This is a genomic window from Enterobacter sp. H2G27 (genome assembly GCF_054403075.1).
Genome location: NZ_JBSVSI010000001.1, coordinates 293,443 through 311,176, shown reverse-complemented (window position 1 = coordinate 311,176; position 17,734 = coordinate 293,443). Strand labels below are relative to the sequence as shown.

Annotated in this window: 7 protein-coding genes; all 7 read right to left on the bottom strand. The window is 47.3% G+C overall.

From position 1 onward, the window contains the following. Positions 1–84: 84 nt before the first annotated feature. Positions 85–2,160 (bottom strand): protease Lon-related BREX system protein BrxL, encoded by a 2,076-nt coding sequence (gene brxL, locus ACW9E7_RS01445; protein ID WP_458727132.1) that lies wholly within the window; start codon positions 2,158–2,160, stop codon positions 85–87. 10 nt (positions 2,161–2,170) lie between these two features. Then, positions 2,171–4,768 carry a BREX-1 system phosphatase PglZ type A gene (gene pglZ / locus ACW9E7_RS01440; RefSeq protein WP_458727131.1) on the bottom strand — a complete coding sequence of 866 codons (2,598 nt, stop codon included), beginning with the start codon at positions 4,766–4,768 and terminating at the stop codon, positions 2,171–2,173. 1 nt (position 4,769) lies between these two features. Next, positions 4,770–5,585: a hypothetical protein gene (locus ACW9E7_RS01435; RefSeq protein WP_458727130.1), complete on the bottom strand. Its 816-nt coding sequence runs from the start codon at positions 5,583–5,585 to the stop codon at positions 4,770–4,772. Then, positions 5,572–6,663 (bottom strand): AAA family ATPase, encoded by a 1,092-nt coding sequence (locus ACW9E7_RS01430; protein WP_458727129.1) that lies wholly within the window; start codon positions 6,661–6,663, stop codon positions 5,572–5,574. Before ACW9E7_RS01430 ends, ACW9E7_RS01435 begins: the two co-directional genes overlap by 14 nt. Next, positions 6,663–10,322 carry a BREX-1 system adenine-specific DNA-methyltransferase PglX gene (gene pglX, locus ACW9E7_RS01425; protein ID WP_458727128.1) on the bottom strand — a complete coding sequence of 1,220 codons (3,660 nt, stop codon included), beginning with the start codon at positions 10,320–10,322 and terminating at the stop codon, positions 6,663–6,665. Before pglX (ACW9E7_RS01425) ends, ACW9E7_RS01430 begins: the two co-directional genes overlap by 1 nt. Before the next feature lie 109 nt (positions 10,323–10,431). Further along, positions 10,432–14,070, bottom strand: coding sequence for a BREX-1 system adenine-specific DNA-methyltransferase PglX (gene pglX / locus ACW9E7_RS01420; protein ID WP_458727127.1), 3,639 nt, complete (start codon positions 14,068–14,070; stop codon positions 10,432–10,434). 48 nt (positions 14,071–14,118) lie between these two features. Beyond that, the gene (brxC, locus tag ACW9E7_RS01415; RefSeq protein ID WP_458727126.1) at positions 14,119–17,733 is read right to left on the bottom strand and encodes a BREX system P-loop protein BrxC; all 3,615 of its coding nucleotides are present in this window, start codon (positions 17,731–17,733) and stop codon (positions 14,119–14,121) included. Position 17,734: the final 1 nt, after the last annotated feature.

Sequence of the window (17,734 nt, the reverse complement as noted above, 5' to 3'; positions counted from 1 at the left end):
CACATAATTTAAATTTCAAAAGAATATTTGGAATAAATGAAATTACCAGTAACGCAGTGAACACAGTACTGGTAATAATATCATTTAATTCACACCTAATGCCTTGTACACCGCATCCACAGGGTCAGCATAAAAGCTTACCTGGAACTTGGTAAATAACTCAGTCGGTACGGTAGGAATATCCATAGCAGACGCCATAGGGAGCAGTACCTTTTTAGCACCGCTATCGAATGCTACCTGCAGACATGCAGCTAAATCCTGAACGGGATTCGTCACGCCGCCCAATGTCATGCCGCCCAATACGACCATTTGTTCCTGAACCGGTTTTGCCAGCAATATGGAACAGAACGCGATTAACGCGGCCAGACTGGTGGTTGTACTCGGTCCTGTGCTGTGCAGCTCCACCACATGAAGATGATATTCATGTTCAGAGAATTTAGCCGCAGCACTGATACGACCTAAGTTACCTTTGAAGTAGTCAAAACCCACGCGGATCGCTTCTTTCGCTGCTGTATTCGACCCTAAACCTGATACCGCATGTTTGCCATTACCGGCAGTCATCTGCGTTTCAAAACGATAGAGCCCCGTCATGCCAGAATCAGCCTGCGTGACCAGATGCACTACGCCAGGTTTCGGCATTCCAGCAGGAATCAATTCACTGCCACCCTGCTCCGGTACGCTTACAAAGAACTCTTCCAGACTTTCGTTATCGATATAGCTGAAGTTCACATCAAAGAACTCCAGGCCACCGAGTTTCTTAAGCTGCTCTTTAACGCGACGGCGGACCTCCAGTGCATAGGTCAGGCAAACCCGTACATCTTCTTTGTCATACGCGCCGTCTGGGTGCATAAGCTTCAACAGACCGGATACCGTGCGGCGTACGGCAATCACGTCACGCTGATTGAGGTTATTTCCCAGCTTGAAGAATTTATCAATTGCATCGGAGAAGCTACGTTTACGCATCTCGCGCATGTATTCAGCGAGGTAATCCGTAATCAAACCATAGCGATTGGTGAAAAACTCCGGACGCATCTTTGGAATTTCCCAACCAGGAATATAAGCATGGAAGCGGTCAAAAAATGCAGTATCAATCATCGCATCCGGAAACGGTGCAAGCAGATGACTGGTTTTGACCAGCGTGTCCACGCTCTGGTTAATGTTGCCGACAAACACCATGGAGGCTTTACCTTCGATGGAGTCACGACCGCGAGAGAACGAACCTGAAGCCATGTAGTCTTTCATGATCTGTACGCCATCTTTGTCTTTGAAAGTGATCCCTGCCACTTCATCAAACGCGACGACGTCCCACACACCCACAAGACCAATCTGCCGGCTGGCCATGTTGTAAAACAAGTTCGCTACCGTGGTTTGCCCGCCAGATACCAGCAGGGAGTTAGGGGAGCATTCTTTATAAACATGGCTCTTACCGGTACCACGTGGTCCAAGCTCACAGACGTTATAGTTGTTTTCCACAAAGGGAATCATGCGAGTAATCAGATGCCACTTGGTACGCTGTTCAATATTCGCAGGCTCCATCCCGACAGAACGTAACAGCACATCAATCCACTGGTCACGATCAAACTGCTTGCGGGCCTCAAATACCTCGTCCATATCCATATTTGGCATCTGGATCGGCTTCAGTGTGAACAGCGAGAAAGGAGACGTTTTTTGCCCTTCTTCATAAAAGTAGTTCACGGTGATCATGGACCAGATACCACCCGTCAACAGTTTCTCATTGTCTTTCACCATCTGAGACGGCACCAGGGCATCTTTAATACCGAGGTTAGAAAGCTGGGCTTCGTAAACGTCTTTCTTCTGGTTTAGCTTTACCGTGACCTTATCGATAATTTTGTAAGAACCACGCTCGCGAATCAGTGATTTCACTTTTTCTGCTTCATCCGGGCGGACGTAGTTATCAGAAAGAATACGCTTAACCGACTGTAGCCCCTGCTCGACAACCTCATCGTCATCGGAGGCACAGTACATACCGAGTAGATATTCCAGTACGTAAACCGGAACATTAGCCCCTTCTTTAAGTTGCTTAGTCAGATCCTTACGCACCACGCGACCGCGAAAGTACTGATTCAACAATGAATCCAGGTCCTGAGCCAACACAGAGGCCGTTTCCATGTTACTGGCTGAGTTATCCTGCTGTTGCATAACGCCTCACTTAAAAGAAGTCATCCTGAAATGCCAGGTCGATCGTGATCGGGTAGCGACCATACTCTGTTGTGCTGTCCGCATTCTCCAGGATCAGAACATATTTGTTTTTACGATTGAATGCCGTCCCCATGAGTTTCATGGTTACATCGCGGGTGCGTTTACCCATATCTTCGTTATCACTGTCGAAGCATACTGTTTCCGTGCCGGAGACGACCTGGTTGTTTTCATCGACGATAAAGATATTCAGCGTACGCGGCTCATTTAGATCATTCACTGCCGAAGTCTGAATAAAACCAACTTTATCAATGCTGTTAACCAGTTTGATCACCTGATCCCGCGCAACGACGGACACGGGCTGCCGCTGGGGTTGCTTCTCAGCCGCTTTCTTTTCAAGCGCGCGAATCTTCAACACAGGAACACACACCTCCTGCAGCATGGCTCCGCCATGAACGAAACGAGCACCACCTACGAAGTGGAAACGCTGTACCCCTTTGGGCAACAGGAATTCACTCTCATCGCTTGCGCCTGCTGTATCTGCCAGTTTACCGTGCCAGCAAAATTCACTTTCAGGCAGTTGATGACCCACAATAAAACGCTTATTCGCTTCAATCGTGTCTTTAGCTTTACTTTCCAGCTTCGTTTTATCCTGCTCCACCAGCGCTTGTTGTTGGAACAGGAACCCGTGATCGGCGGTAACAAAAATTCGGCTGGCATTAAATCGGCTACGTAAGCGTGAGACCAGATCTTTTAGCTCGGTAATAGCGCTTCGGCAAGCCTCGAATGTTTTATCTTCGGTTGCCGCCTTATCACCCATGGCATCGATAGTGTCGTGCCAGATGTAAACCACGGAAGCGTTACGGATTTGTTCGTTCACTTCCTGATTATTGGCATTCTGCAAGTCCTTTGCTTTCAGCGCTACACCATTCACCTTCGCAAGAATAGCGGCTCGTTTTTCAAACCCGGAAGTGGACATCCCATCGGCGTAGACTACGCCAGAATTATCAGGAAGATAGCTCAACGACTCATGAGGTAACAGTGCAGCCATGCCCAGTTGGGTATAGCTTGGGAGCACTCCGGTCTGGGAGCGCAGCTCTGCGCTGAAGTGCTTCTCATGGTTAATATGCCTGCCCAGCTCTTCCGCCACTTCATAGCGCAGTGCATCCGAGATCACGACAAAAACGCGTTTCACCTGAGAGGTGTCAAACTGACGTTTAACATTCTCTTTATAGAAATTGCGCTGCAGTGGTATGCCAGTAAATTGCCATACCTGCATACGTTTTTCCGCATCCAGCAGTTTGTTCCAGCCGCGACTCAGCTCGGCCAGATACCAGTTGCTGTACAACTCTTCAATGAATTTATCCAGTTCATGCAGGATCATCGCCCCTTTGCTGTGCACCGGTGCAGCATATTCATTAAACAAACGATAGGTCTGATCGAAGCGATAAATTTCGTCGCAGTAGGCCTTCCAGAACGCGCCTGTATCGGGGAAATTAAACCCGTCAGTGTAGCGGTTACGCAAATTCAGCAAACGTTCCGCCTGACGAATAGCATTCCAGATAGAAAGATACTCTGGACGTGTCTGGCTCCAGTATTTAGCACTGCGCTCAGATACCAGTGCTTTAAACGCATCTCTGTCCAGAGTGGTGCTCTCTTCCTGCAACTGGGTCACCAGACCACGGATAATAAGTTGTTCAATGGCCTCGAAGGTTTCACATTTTGCCAGGGCGTACGGTGAGCTGTAGTTGTAGTACTCTTTTGGCTGCAGTGTTTGTTGCAAATCCTCTGCACAATAATCGTATTCTGCTTTATAGCGACGATCGTTGCGCCACGCCCCCATAAAGGCCAGTGAAGAGGCTCGTCCAGCCGCAGTTGTCAGCACATTTTTACTCAACCAGTCACGATGCGCTTCATCACCTTGCGCCCAGAGATCGGTACAGAACAGTTTTAGAAGCAGGTTATCCAAGGAAGGAGATTCAGATTGGTACCCGAGCTCAATGCGAAGAATCTCCCAGAGTACCTCATCCAGGCCAAGCTTCTTCAGTATGGCGAAGGTGTTCTCTAGCTCGCTGTCATCTTGCTGCCGTGCCGCGACAAATTGCTGAACCAAAGCAAACAGAATCTCTTTGGTTTCAAAAGTACTGGCCCCGACTACCACCGCCAGCATTTTCTTATCGAGAGAGTTTTCCGTTTCCCGTTCGGTAACCCATCCCTTCAGGATCTGAGTTCGCTTGACGGTAAAGAAGGCTTTGCGCAGCTGAATATGTTCGCGTAACCCCAACTGCGGGATACCCAGCGAATGCAAAGTGATCGCCGCATAATCAGCGTGGAATTCGGTGCTATAAAGGCGGATATCCAACAACCAGTCCTGCTCGCGAGCAGGAACCTCACAGGTGAAATAGAGTAAAAATTTCTGCGCAGGCTCGTCGATTTCGAGTCGTTTTTTTGTTGCGAGCACAGAAACGCCGCGCATATCCAGCAGCGTAACGTTGTCGAGATCCAGCTCATTGAGCGAATCGGTAAAACGTTGTTCCGGGTCGTGCCAGAAGACGATACGGTGATATAAGAACTTGTCAGTAAGTCCAGCAACTAATTCTTTACTTTGCAATTTATAATCCCATTCTCACCCAAATCGGGGATAAATCATTAGGAACTGGAAGCGTCCTAAATAGATCCTTTTGACGTTGTTCCCTGCCACGCTGTCCCAAGAAACTCGTCAGAAGTGGATCAACAAACTTTTCAAAGAAGAGTTTGCCATGAATACAGATGGACAATTGTTCAGATAGAGAAAGACTCTCGACCTGCGCCTTGCGCCGCTGTATTTCTTGGGCAAGGTTTTCTGGATTAATTAAAGCTCCCCAAGAGCGCAAAATTCGCTCAACCTCTGCATCTTGCTGAACGGTATCAACATCAAGCAGTGCTGAGTTAAACCCAGCAGCACGAAGGCGTTCCCAAAGGGGATTAACGACATACCAAATCGCGGAATGGTTAAGCCAACGTTGCGCTTCCTGCACAAACAGGCTGGTGAAAGCGGGCTCTCCACCTTCAATACGTGCCTGATGTTTTGGCTGTAACGCCTCCCAGATTTCAGAAGGATTGACCAGATAGCTCTCAATACAGAATCTGGGTAGAAACATAAGGCGAGGATGTTCTTGCTCTAGCTGCATAATCTTTTCTTCAGACCATTCATCGCGATCGATAAGGCCATACCAGGTCTTTTCTAATGCGAGAATATCCAGGACATTCTGTTTTTTGTTAGCTTTAACCAATACCCATTGCTGTTCCCAACCAGGATTATGTTTGGTCAACAGTTGCCGAAATGCTGCTATGTCATCCACTCCTTCCAGTACGAGGACTTGTTTATCAGGAAAGGCAGCAAGATCACGGTCTTTGATATCTTGAATTAATTTATCAATCTTTGCCATGATGTACTTCCTTGAGTCGACTCAAATCTGTCCTGATTCCTAGGTTCTCGTACCTTTCCCAAACATCAGTGGCGTGGGAAGTCAAAATGAGTTGGCCACGTTTTTTCTGGATAATGTTTTCTAATGTCGCAAGCAGAGGTGGAACCAGAGAAGGATGAAGATGTAGGTCCGGTTCATCAATTAAAACGACCCCGCCCGGCTGAAGCCAGCGTTGAACCATAAAAAGCATGATCAAGACCTGATGCTCACCAGAACTCAGTTCATCCAACGTATGAGTTTCACCGTTAGCAAGTTTGACCTGCTGACGCTGCCCTGGCTGAATATCTTCTTCAATGACTTTGCCTGAGAAAAACTGATTCAGAGTTCTCATCATCTCAGGATACTGATCGGGGAGCGTCGCTTTCATGTTGAACAGCGATGCTTCCAGCTGATCTTTCCAGTCCGTTGATGGAGAGTAAGTCGCCAGCCAGCGTTGGCTTAAATCATCCTGAGATAAGGACGATATATTTTTTTGCGGGGACACCCAGCGTCGCTCATCTGCGTCGAGATAGATAATATTTGGAGCATCAACGTACTCACTGGTAATCAGTAAACGTTGTCTAATCTGAGACCATTTATCAACAAGATAAGGGGCAAGTGACGAATGACCTGTCCCAGTGCTCCAGACACCTTTACTTAAGTTTATGCGTGTCGAGCGACTGCCAAAGGTTTCTCCAGCCCAGGAAATATCAGGATGTTCAATGATTAATTCTTCGACCCATTCCTTATTACCGAAATAGACGCCCACTTTTTCATCCCCAAGAAACTCCATATCCTCAAGAACAATAGCTACTCCATCCCAACGGCGCAGCCATTTCTTGGGTTCCATTCTGAGCGGCATGAAATCCCGCTGATCAAGCCAATAACCCAAGGCATCCCACAGCATAGCTATACCACGAAGCAGCGTCGATTTACCGCAGCCGTTCGGGCCGGTAAGGAGAACGTTTTCCTCTATTTCTCCCGTCCAGTCGTTTTTAAAGCTAATTTCCGCATTGCGTAATGGGCCAACACTCTGCGTATAAATCGCCGCTATTTTCATCAAATCTCCTCAGGTGCGCTACCGGTAATGGCTTTTACATCCGCCAGCAGATCGCCAAATTTGCCGTAGTTAACCTTAACGCCGTCATCCAGATCAATAGTGATACGTCTATCAGCATAGTGACGCAAGCGATCGTCAAAATTGCGTAGCTCGTTGAATTTTTTGGTCAACCCATCCAGCTCTTTTTTCAGACGCGTGGTGGCAGCACCAGATTCCGCATTCTTCAACTGATCGCTAACCAGATCGATATTGCCCTGATAACGCGCCAGCAGTGGAACCGCGTATTCGGTACGTATACGCGACAGCGTGCCTTCATTATAACGGTGCAGATACACCAGGCACTCAAAAGCTTTCTCTTTACCGGAGCTGAACAGCCAGTAAATCGGGCGTTTTTTGTACATTTTCATATGATCTTTCCAGAACTGAGTGGAAAGATAGCGACGGATGGTATCCAGCGAAGATTCGCCTTTTTTCGGCTTGATTGCGTACAAGCAGAGACTTTCGGCGATGAAATCGAGGTTTTTCTGTAGGTGTTCTGCACCCCAAATGGTGCGGACAAACTCTTTCACACGCGCTGTAATATCGTCGTCGAACCAGTCGGTATCCATTAATGGCAGGATACCGTCTTCATCGGCAGGGAAGATCGTGTAAGCACCTTCAGCGACTAATTCAGCAAAGCCTTTGTTGGCTTCGTGGGCGTAAACCAGACCTTCACGATCGAGAGAGTATCGACCCATTTGGCAGCCAATAATGAAGCTTATAAATTCAACTAAGGTATCAGACTGCAATCGGTCAAATAATAAACTATCATTTTCATCCTTAAGGGAATACTGATAATATGGGTTTACAGATAGTGTAATTTGACTGAGTGGTATACTTTTATCGTAAAAATCATCAACCCCATAGGCTTTTAGAAATAAACTGTTAATCGCCTCTTCATTCTTTTGTACTTGAGCGATATCCATTTTATTATTGCTTATCATTGTTTTATAAGACTGAGATATTGTTGCTTGTTTAGTAGCAATTACTGGTGACAATTTAAAATCCCAAGATGTTTCTTTCTTATCCCAGTCTTTTTTGGTTACTCTAATGTTTTCGAGAGTATATTTTATCACCAATTCTTCTTGGAGTCCATGTGGAAAAGGCAGCTTACGAAAATCTCCTGGTTGAAAATGCATCGTTGCATTTATAACTTTAGATATATCATTAGCAAAATTTGTATTTAGCATTGCTAATGCAAGGTAATGCCCATCATTTTTTACCGGAAATGCACAATGCCCTGCGATATCAAAAACTGCACCTTTCTGTAAAAAGCGGGCCCCTAATCGGCCTGAACTCAAATCCGTCCAGGTTGTACCTTCTTTAAAATAGCAATCTTCTGAAGCACAATTATTGCCTGTATTTTTAAGGGCACTTCTTGCGTCATTATCGTAGCGAATCACCAGTGTAATATTACCAAACCATTTTCTGTAAGCCCCTCCTTTGTTATATGGAAACCAGCGACAACCACTATTAACAGCATTGTTCCAGTCGGAAGCATCATATTTTATTTTATCATGAACTACTTCAAACCATTGACGGGTAAATAAATCATTATTGCCACTCGTCATCCCCGCACGAGAGTTAGCTACTTCAGTTACCCTAGTTGAGGTAGAAAAAACATCAATTATTTCTTTAGGAAGCCAATATGCTATTGGACAGCCAGGGATTTTTTTAAAATTATTCTGAGTGGTTTTATCGGAACGTTCTTTTTGCTCAAGCAAAGCATTTTTCTTTTGCTCTTCATTACCTTCAATTAAGCGGAAAAATACTGGTTGGTAACTTTCAGTAGTGTGATTATTAATCACCCATGCTGTCGCTTGAACCACCTCTCCAGAAATTTCCCCAAACGCCCGAGCGCCTAAATGTGCCATCGTAATAAGGGTTTTATTATCCAGCAACCATCCACGAAACGCTTCATAGCTGGACAGGAACATCCATGACTGCATATTCACTTGCGCATTAAAGCCGTTATCTTTGAGCAAAGAAAATGCATGTTGCATAAACATCGCAAACAAATCCGATTTACTGTCCGGGAATTGCTTTTGAGCAAACTCTTTCAGCTCGCCATTCATCCCTTTCCCACCCATATAAGGTGGATTCGCCACCACCGCATCATAACGCTGCGCCAGGATCCACGCCTGCTGGATATACGGGATCAGCTCTGTCGCTGCTTCCTTCTGCTGAATATCGCCCTCAACAACCAGACGATACAGCCCATCCAGAAACGCTTTTAACGCCACTTCATCTTCATGAGAGACGTGAATCAATGAGCCCAGCGTTTTCGCGCTGGTGAACAATGCCAGTGTGCGCATCAGCAGCTTATACTCCGCACTGTCAGTATTGGCCAGTGCCGGCCCTTCGCTGAACATATCTCCCATGCTGCCGCGCAGCACTTGCTGGTGAAAATTCAGCTTGGTCCACAGCTCAGCGATATCCAGCTTATTTTCCTGCAGGGAAACAATATTCAGCCTCACGCTGCGACTCAGAATACGACGGTCATCCTGGCGGGCCAGCATCAGCATTGCAAATCCGGAAAGCTGCGCCGCACGGTCGTCGATGTCTAGGCCGAAGAGATTGTTTTCCAGAATCAGCTGCGGAATGTCACGGGTACGGTAACCGCGCTCTTCGTAAATGGCCTTCAGCACGTTATAGGCTTCAGTCAGGATATGCCCGGAGCCGCAGGCCGGATCCAGCACCTTCATGCTTTCAGGCTCAATGCTTGATGGGGTGATAGCTGCCAGCTGTGCCCGCACTTCCGGCGTTTGCTCCGCTGGCTCAATGTAGTACGGCATTTTACCTTTCAGGCTCGAGTCCGGGTAGGTTTGCAGCCACTGGCGGCCCACCGAGTTCTGCACCAGATACTGCACAATCCAGTTCGGGGTAAACAGCTGAGTGGCGGCGGGAATATCTTCGCTCTTCACCACCTTGCCGATCACATCGTCTTTTTTCTCGGAAATATAAAACTGATACAGCCAGCCGATCACTTCGACCTGCTCCCAGTCCTCCTCAGGAATAATATCTACCAGCCCGCGCAGAATGGAGTCGGTGCGAGTCAGGTTATCCGGCAGTACCAGTTCGATATCATCATTGACAGCTTCGAACAGGAAAGGCATCGCGCCGTGCAGCGCATGACACTGCGCCCGTAGCAGTTCACGGTACAACTCTTCGTCACGATCGCCCGCCAGCTTCATCTCCACCAGGCGCGCTTTGTCCAGCCCCAGAGCATCAGCCACTTCCGGCACATGATCCAGAACCTCAAAACCATCTTCCAGCGTCGGGTGAGACAGCATACGGAAACCGTGATCAAGATAGCCGTGCAGCTCCATATAGCGAATAGCGCAGAAGCGGTTAAACCAGGTGTAAGCGATGTGCTCCACCAGCACCTCGTAACCCCGCTTTTCGGCACGCTTGACCAGACGCTCACGGCGTGACGCCAGTGATTTATCCAGTGAGAACTGACCATAACGCACGCTGTCGCCAAGATCGGTTGCTTGCGCAATTTGCAGGTTGCCTTTTTTATCGGCCTCAATACCCAGAGTGGTCAGTTTTTGCATGACTGCACCACGGAACTGTTTACGTGCCACCGGGGCATATTTTTTGATGTTGGACGTATTCATATTCAATCCCAATAAATTCAATAAACATGCTGGCGTTCAAATAACGGGCATATTTTAAATTTATTAAAAGCCAGAACTATTGGAGAACTGGCTTGTTGATAATTTAAATTCAAATTTCTTCAGGTGCACTGCCGGTAATGGCTTTTACATCCGCCAGCAGATCACCAAATTTGCCGTAGTTAACCTTAACGCCGTCATCCAGATCAATAGTGATGCGTCTATCAGCATAGTGACGCAAGCGGTCATCGAAGCTACGCAGCTCGTTGAATTTTTTGGTCAGCCCATCCAGTTCTTTTTTCAGACGCGTGGTAGCAGCTCCCGATTCAGCACTCTTAAGCTGATCGTTTACCAGGTCGATATTGCCCTGATAGCGCGCCAGCAGCGGAACTACGTATTCGGTACGCATACGCGACAATGTGCCTTCATTATAACGGTGCAGATACACCAGGCACTCAAATGCTTTCTCTTTACCAGAGCTGAACAGCCAGTAAATCGGGCGTTTTTTGTACATCTTCATATGATCTTTCCAGAACTGAGTGGAAAGATAGCGGCGAACGGTTTCCAGAGAAGACTCACCTTTTTTCGGTTTGACTGCGTACAAACAGAGACTTTCGGCGATAAAGTCGAGGTTTTCCTGCAGATGTTCCGCACCCCACACGACGCAGACAAACTCTTTAACGCGCGCTGTAACATCGTCATCGAACCAGTCTGAATTCATTAATGGCAGAATGCCATCTTCATCGGCAGGGAAAGTTTTATAGGCACCTTCGGCGACTAGCTCCGCGAAACCTTTGTTGCCTTCGTGAGCATAGACAAGACCTTCTCGATCGAGGGAGTAGCGACCCATCTGACAGCCGATAGTATATGAAATAAGCTCTGCGATAGTATCGCTTTGTTGAATGATTTTGAGCTCAGCTTCGTTGTTTTTACTACCATATCGAAAGTGCGGGTTATTATTTAAAGTTACTTCGTTTAAATTTACGTAGGGAGCTAGCACTCCCTCTAAACCATATGCTTCAATGAAAATTCTGTTATTTTTTTCCTCTAAATGTTGCATTTCAAACATACTATCTTGCCAATTTTGTTTAATTGAATGGTAGCAATGAGATAACACAGTCTGTTGAAATCCGAACTGAACTAAGGGGTTAGATGAAAAATCCCATGATGTCTCGTAAGAATCCCAGTCTCTTTTAGATATTTCGATCAAACGACGAATAACGTTAACATCACCAACACCACTTTTATAAGGTAACTGAGATACCGTCCCAACAAGGAAATGTAGAGTTGGACTCAAAATACTCATAAAATAAAATGCTAATTTTGACGACAAATATCCCAATAGTTGTTCAGGTTCTTTTGCAAACGCAGATGGTCCTTCAACGTTTATTGTGTCTATATTTCGTAATAATCTTGCACTAAATGAGGTTGACGATGTGTGTGACCATGTGGCACCGTTTAAAAACCACTTATCTAAGTTTTGAGGGCGAGCAGATTTAGAATTCCGGATATCTTCCCCATCGTTTTCCCAATTCAGAATGTAGTCAATATTCCCATACCACTTTCTAAACTCACCGCCTTTACGATGGAAAAACCATTTAAAACTCCCTCTATTATTAATGTCGCTATATTGTGAAAAAACCCCATGATAATTGACCTCATGCCATTGTTTCAGGTGAACATCATTATTTCCTGTTTGCAATCCCGAACAAGCATGATGCGTCTCAATCAGTGAAGGTAATTTTTCAAATGAGGAATAAATAGATTTATCAATATCATAAATAATCGGGGAGCCAGGGATTTTTTTGAAATCATCAGCCACAACATTATCAAAATAGTTAGTTTTCTTAAATAATGATTGTTGTTTTTGTTCTTCATTCCCCTCAACTAAACGAAAGAACGTAGGTCGGTAGTACTTCGCGTGATGTTTTCTAATCACCCATGCAGTAGTCTGAACTACCTCTCCCGAGATTTGCCCAAATGCCCGCGCACCTAAATGCGCCATGGTTATAAATGTTTTATTATCCAACAACCAGTTACGTAGCGCTTCATAGCTCGACAGGAACATCCACGACTGCATATTCACTTGCGCGTTAAAGCCGTTTTCTTTAAGTAAAGAAAACGCATGCTGCATGAATATCGCAAACAGATCCGACTTGCTGTCCGGGAATAGTTTTTTAGCAAACTCTTTCAGCTCGCCGTTCATTCCTTTCCCCCCCATATATGGCGGATTTGCCACCACAGCATCATAGCGCTGCGCCAGTATCCACGCCTGCTGGATATACGGGATCAGCTCTGTCGCCGCTTCTTTCTGCTGAATATCACCCTCAATAGTCAGACGATACAACCTATCCAGAAACGCCTTTAACCCCGCTTCATCTTCATGTGAAACCTGAATCAGCGATCCCAGCGTTTTCGCACTGGTGAACAATGCCAACGTACGCATCAGCAGCTTATATTCCGCGCTGTCGGTATTGGTCAGTGCCGTCCCCTCTGCAAACATATCTCCCATGCTGCCACGCTGCACCTGCTGGTGGAAGTTCAGCTTGGTCCACAGTTCTGCGATGTCCAGCTTACTTTCCTGCAGGGAAACAATATTTAGACGAACGCCACGCCCCAGAATACGACGGTCATCCTGGCGGGCCAGCATCAGCATTGCAAAACCAGACAGCTGTGCGGCACGGTCGTCGATATCGAGGCCGAAGATATTGTTTTCCAGAATCAGCTGCGGAATATCACGGGTACGATAGCCGCGCTCTTCGTAAATGGCCTTCAGTACGTTATAGGCTTCAGTCAGGATATGCCCGGAGCCGCAGGCCGGATCCAGCACTTTAATGCTTTCAGGCTCAATGCTGGATGGGGTGATAGCTGCCAACTGTGCCCGCACTTCCGGCGTTTGCTCCGCTGGCTCAATGTAGTACGGCATTTTGCCTTTCAGGCTCGAGTCCGGGTAGGTTTGCAGCCACTGGCGGCCCACCGAGTTCTGTACCAGGTACTGCACAATCCAGTTCGGGGTAAACAGCTGAGTGGCGGCGGGAATATCTTCGCTCTTTACCACCTTGCCGATCACTTCGTCTTTCTTATCGGAGATGTAGAACTGATACAGCCAGCCGATCACTTCGACCTGCTCCCAGTCTTCTTCAGGAATAATGTCCACCAGCCCGCGCAGAATGGAGTCGGTGCGAGTCAGGTTATCCGGCAGTACTAGCTCAATTTCATCATTGACTGCTTCGAACAGGAAAGGCATTGCCCCGTGTAGCGCATGGCACTGGGCAAGCAACAGTTCACGATATAGCTCTTCATCGCGATCGCCTGCCAGCTTCATCTCCACCAGTCGCGCTTTGTCCTGCCCTAGAGCGTCAGCCACTTCCGGCACATGATCCAGAACCTCAAAACCCCCTTCCAGCGTCGGGTGAGACAGCATACGGAAACCGTGATCAAGATAGCCATGCAGCTCCATATAGCGAATAGCGCAGAAGCGGTTAAACCAGGTGTAAGCAATGTGTTCCACCAGCACGTCGTAGCCCTGCTTTTCTGCTCGTTTGACCAGACGCTCACGGCGTGAAGCCAGTGATTTATCCAACGAGAACTGACCATAACGCACGCTGTCGCCAAGATCGGTTGCTTGCGCAATTTGCAGGTTTCCCTTTTTATCGGCCTCAATACCCAGCGTGGTCAGTTTTTGCATGACCGCATCGCGGAACTGTTTACGTGCCACTGGGGCGTATTTTTTGATATTTGACGTATTCATGTGAAGTCCTGAAAAGGGCAGACAACATCTGCCCTGAAAATGGGGAAATTACTGAAGCTGAACGCGTTCGCCTGCGTTAATAGCATCCATTAGCGTTTTACGGAGTTGTTCCAGCGCTTTGTCTACCTGTTCGGCGTTATCCAGCGTTGTCACACCCGCAGCTCGTTCCATCGTTTTACGCGTGTTCACGTAGATGGTCTTTTTCAGCTTGGGTTCAGGCTTAGCTACTGGATCGATAATCCCTGGCTGAGGGACAGTTTTTGGTTCAGGCACTTTCTTACGCTGTTCTTCAACCCAGCCGTTCAGTCGTTCGTTTGCTTTGAATTGTAGCGCTCGAACCTCAGCCTGTTCTTCCATAATCTGTGGGATCAGGCCGTTCTGCTCCACTTTCTTACGCGATTGCTGCATCGGGTGTAAAAGCGAGTGCTGCAAGTCAGCAGGGACGTGCATCTCCTGCATGCTTTGCTTCAGCTCATTGATATGGTTATCTATCTGCTGCAGCGCATGGCTTCGGTATTCTTCCACCAGACGCTGGTTGATGGTTTCAACGGTTTCAATCAGCGGAATAATCCGGTGTAGCTCTCCGTAAGGTCGTGCCTTGCTGTAGATACCTTCCAACTCCTGCAAAGCCTTTTGGGCCGTTTCGTCTTTATCCAGCGCGTTACGGTTAGCTTTAAAACTTCCATTCAACGCCATACTCAAGCGCTGCCATGTGGCGTATTGGTTTTTGTAGAAGCTGACCAAATCGTCCCAGTCTTCCGAGAAATCTTTAAGATCGTCAGCCGCTGCGGTGATTTTTTCAATGACCGCGTATTCCTCTTTCTCGTTGAGAATCCCGTTCAGCAATACCAGCCCTTCTTCTATCTCTTTACGGCCAGGGTTTTGTCCACTCTCTGCACGAGTTTTAAAAACGGTCAGTTCGCTCTTCCAGCGGCCAAAGAGTTCGCGAATATGAGATACCAACGACTGTTCTTCACGCTCGTTAAACGGCTCTCCGGCAATCTCAGCCATCAGCTGCGCAGCTTTAGTCAATTGTGCTTCGTCATGGCGACGAACTTTATGCAGACGCAAATCGCTGTAACGACGTGAATTATTAAACGCATCCCACGCCTGCTTCAGTGCGATTTCACTGCCTTGTAGAGTGAAGCTGTATTTTCCGCTACGCGCCAACCGAGCAACCAGCAATTTGACTTCATCTTCCGGCCAGCCAAATGGGCGACGGCCAAAAGTGGTGAGTATATCCCGCAGGTAAACTGGCTTATGAGTCTCAATACTCATACTGATCCAGTTATCCACTTCACGCATTGCCTCAGGATTGGATTCCTCCATTTCCCCGATGTCGAGCTGGGTATCATTTTCTACTGTCAACAGCGCGTGAGTTTCACGATTTACGTCTCCGGTGCTAAGACGCAGCAATTTTAGTTTAGAGAAACTGTTCTCGATAACGTAACCGCAGGCTGCATCCACGATAGCTAACGGCGAAGAGGATTTCTTATCCAGCCGTTCGCCCAGCGCCCAGACATCAGCTTGAGCCAGCAAGCCTTCAATCTGCGCCTTCAGCGTTTTTTCGCGCATGCCATTTTCACGGCCTTTTTCTGCCAACAGCGTTGCCTGTTCCGGACGCTGTCCGCTTTGCTTGCTAAGGAAGGCTTTGGTCTGTGCGTACATGGTCAGGTCTTGCCAGGTACGAGCCTCATCAGGCAGACAAATTAAGATGCAGTCCTTACTGTCCGTCATCAGCAGACTATTAGAATGCGCACCCTTATAGCTCTCGTAGTTCGAGTCCAGTGGCGTGAGCACCTTAACCACCAGATCGTTAAGATTCGCACCATCCAGCGGATGTCCGTTACAAAAACGACTGATATCAAAATCCTGCTTATTGGCCGGATAGCGATATCTTTTGTTTTTCAGGATCTCTTCGAAAATGATCGTTGAGAGTTGCTTATTGATGGTGGTGAATTCCACGTCAATATTGCGGATTTCGTTTTCAATCTCTTTTTCTTCGTTAGTGAGAAAAACAAATTTGTCATCAATACGCGAGATCAGCATCTCAGCCTGCAGACGATTAAGACTGGCTTCAATCTGTCGACGGAGTTCCACTTTATCAGTATCAATACGCTCAATAGAGAGCGTGACGAGATTGTCGAGAGTACTTTTCAGCACATCGACGTAGCGGATCAGGAACAGCGTCTTTAGTAGTTTGCCGTCAAACTCCGTCAGTGACGGAGACTGGCAGGCCTGAATAATAGTGCGGCTAACTGCAGGTTCCAGGAAGCTTTCAATCGCTGAGTAAAAGCGCCAGAACGGGACCAGACTATCCAGACCATCGGCAGAAATCTGGACTGCAGCTGACTGGAAGGCATCCAGCAAAGAGCGTTCCCCCATTGCCAACTGCTTACCTGCGGCCCCTTTGGTACGGATTGATTCAAAGACCTTTTGCAGGATCTGGTAATGCCACGGTACAAACGGATAGTTATCCACGAACTCGCGGCTGTTTGTATAGGCTCGCAGCGTAGCTGTCGTTGTCGTGTCAAACGCCAACTGGTTACGCAGAATATCGCCTTTTTCCTGCCAGATAGCTTCCAGCGCCGGTATTGCCGCATCAGTTTTCACCAGCAAACGTTTCTGAATAACTTCTGAGGTATTCGAGCTGGAGAGTTGTAAGCGCGTTGAGAAACGCCCCTGAATCTTGGAGAAATCCTGACCATCGCGACTGCTCATACCGCCAATGGCGGCATTAATGTCGGCCTGGGAGGTCACAATCACCCATGCGCGTCCACCGCAAATAACGCCCAGGTTTTCGGTGATAGTTTGCAGCTTCAGCATCATCTGTGCATCTTTACCAATGAACTGCCCAACTTCATCGACCATAAACAGAATGTTGCGGTTGCCTTGACTATCCAGCCACTCTTTAACCCACGTACAGAAATTTTTGATATCCAGAGGGAAGTTCTTATCAAGTTGCTCGATCCACTGGCGAGAAGACTCTTCACTCTGGCCTGTAGCAACACTCAGCGCCTTAGCCATCTGATCGTTTATCATCAGATAAACATCACGTTCATCTTCCCAACGAGAGCCGGTGATATCCGCAAAGGCGGCTTTAAAGGTATCAAACTGCCCACGCTTATCGAGCTCACGTTCCAGGTGTGCAATATGTGGGAAGTCCCCACAATAACCAGCCAGTTCGTTAAAGACTTTCAGAAAGACTTTGAGAATGGCATCAACGCCATCTTCGACATTAGCGCGTGAGTCAATATTGAATAGTACGACATCAGTCGGATGCTGAACCGATTTCCGAATATCGGCCAACAGCAGTGCATCATCAATTTTCTCTTCAAAGAAGGAGAGCGCATTACGCGTGACGCCATTGTGGCTAACTTCGCGGTTCGCCAGCAGATAGGAAAGGATCTTAATGAAGTGTGATTTACCGGACCCAAAGAAGCCTGAAACCCAGACGCCCATTTTATCGGCAAGCTGTAATCTGCCGGGTCCAGTAGCTGGGGCATAGACTTCAAAGAACTGACGCAGGTGGCCATCGAGCTCCCGAGTGATGACGTACTCATCCAGTTCTATCCAGGCGCTTTCGTCGTCGGTCTGCTCGGCTTTAACTACGCCGTTAATATTACGTTTTAGCGGTTTCTCAAAAATTTTTTCTATGTTCATT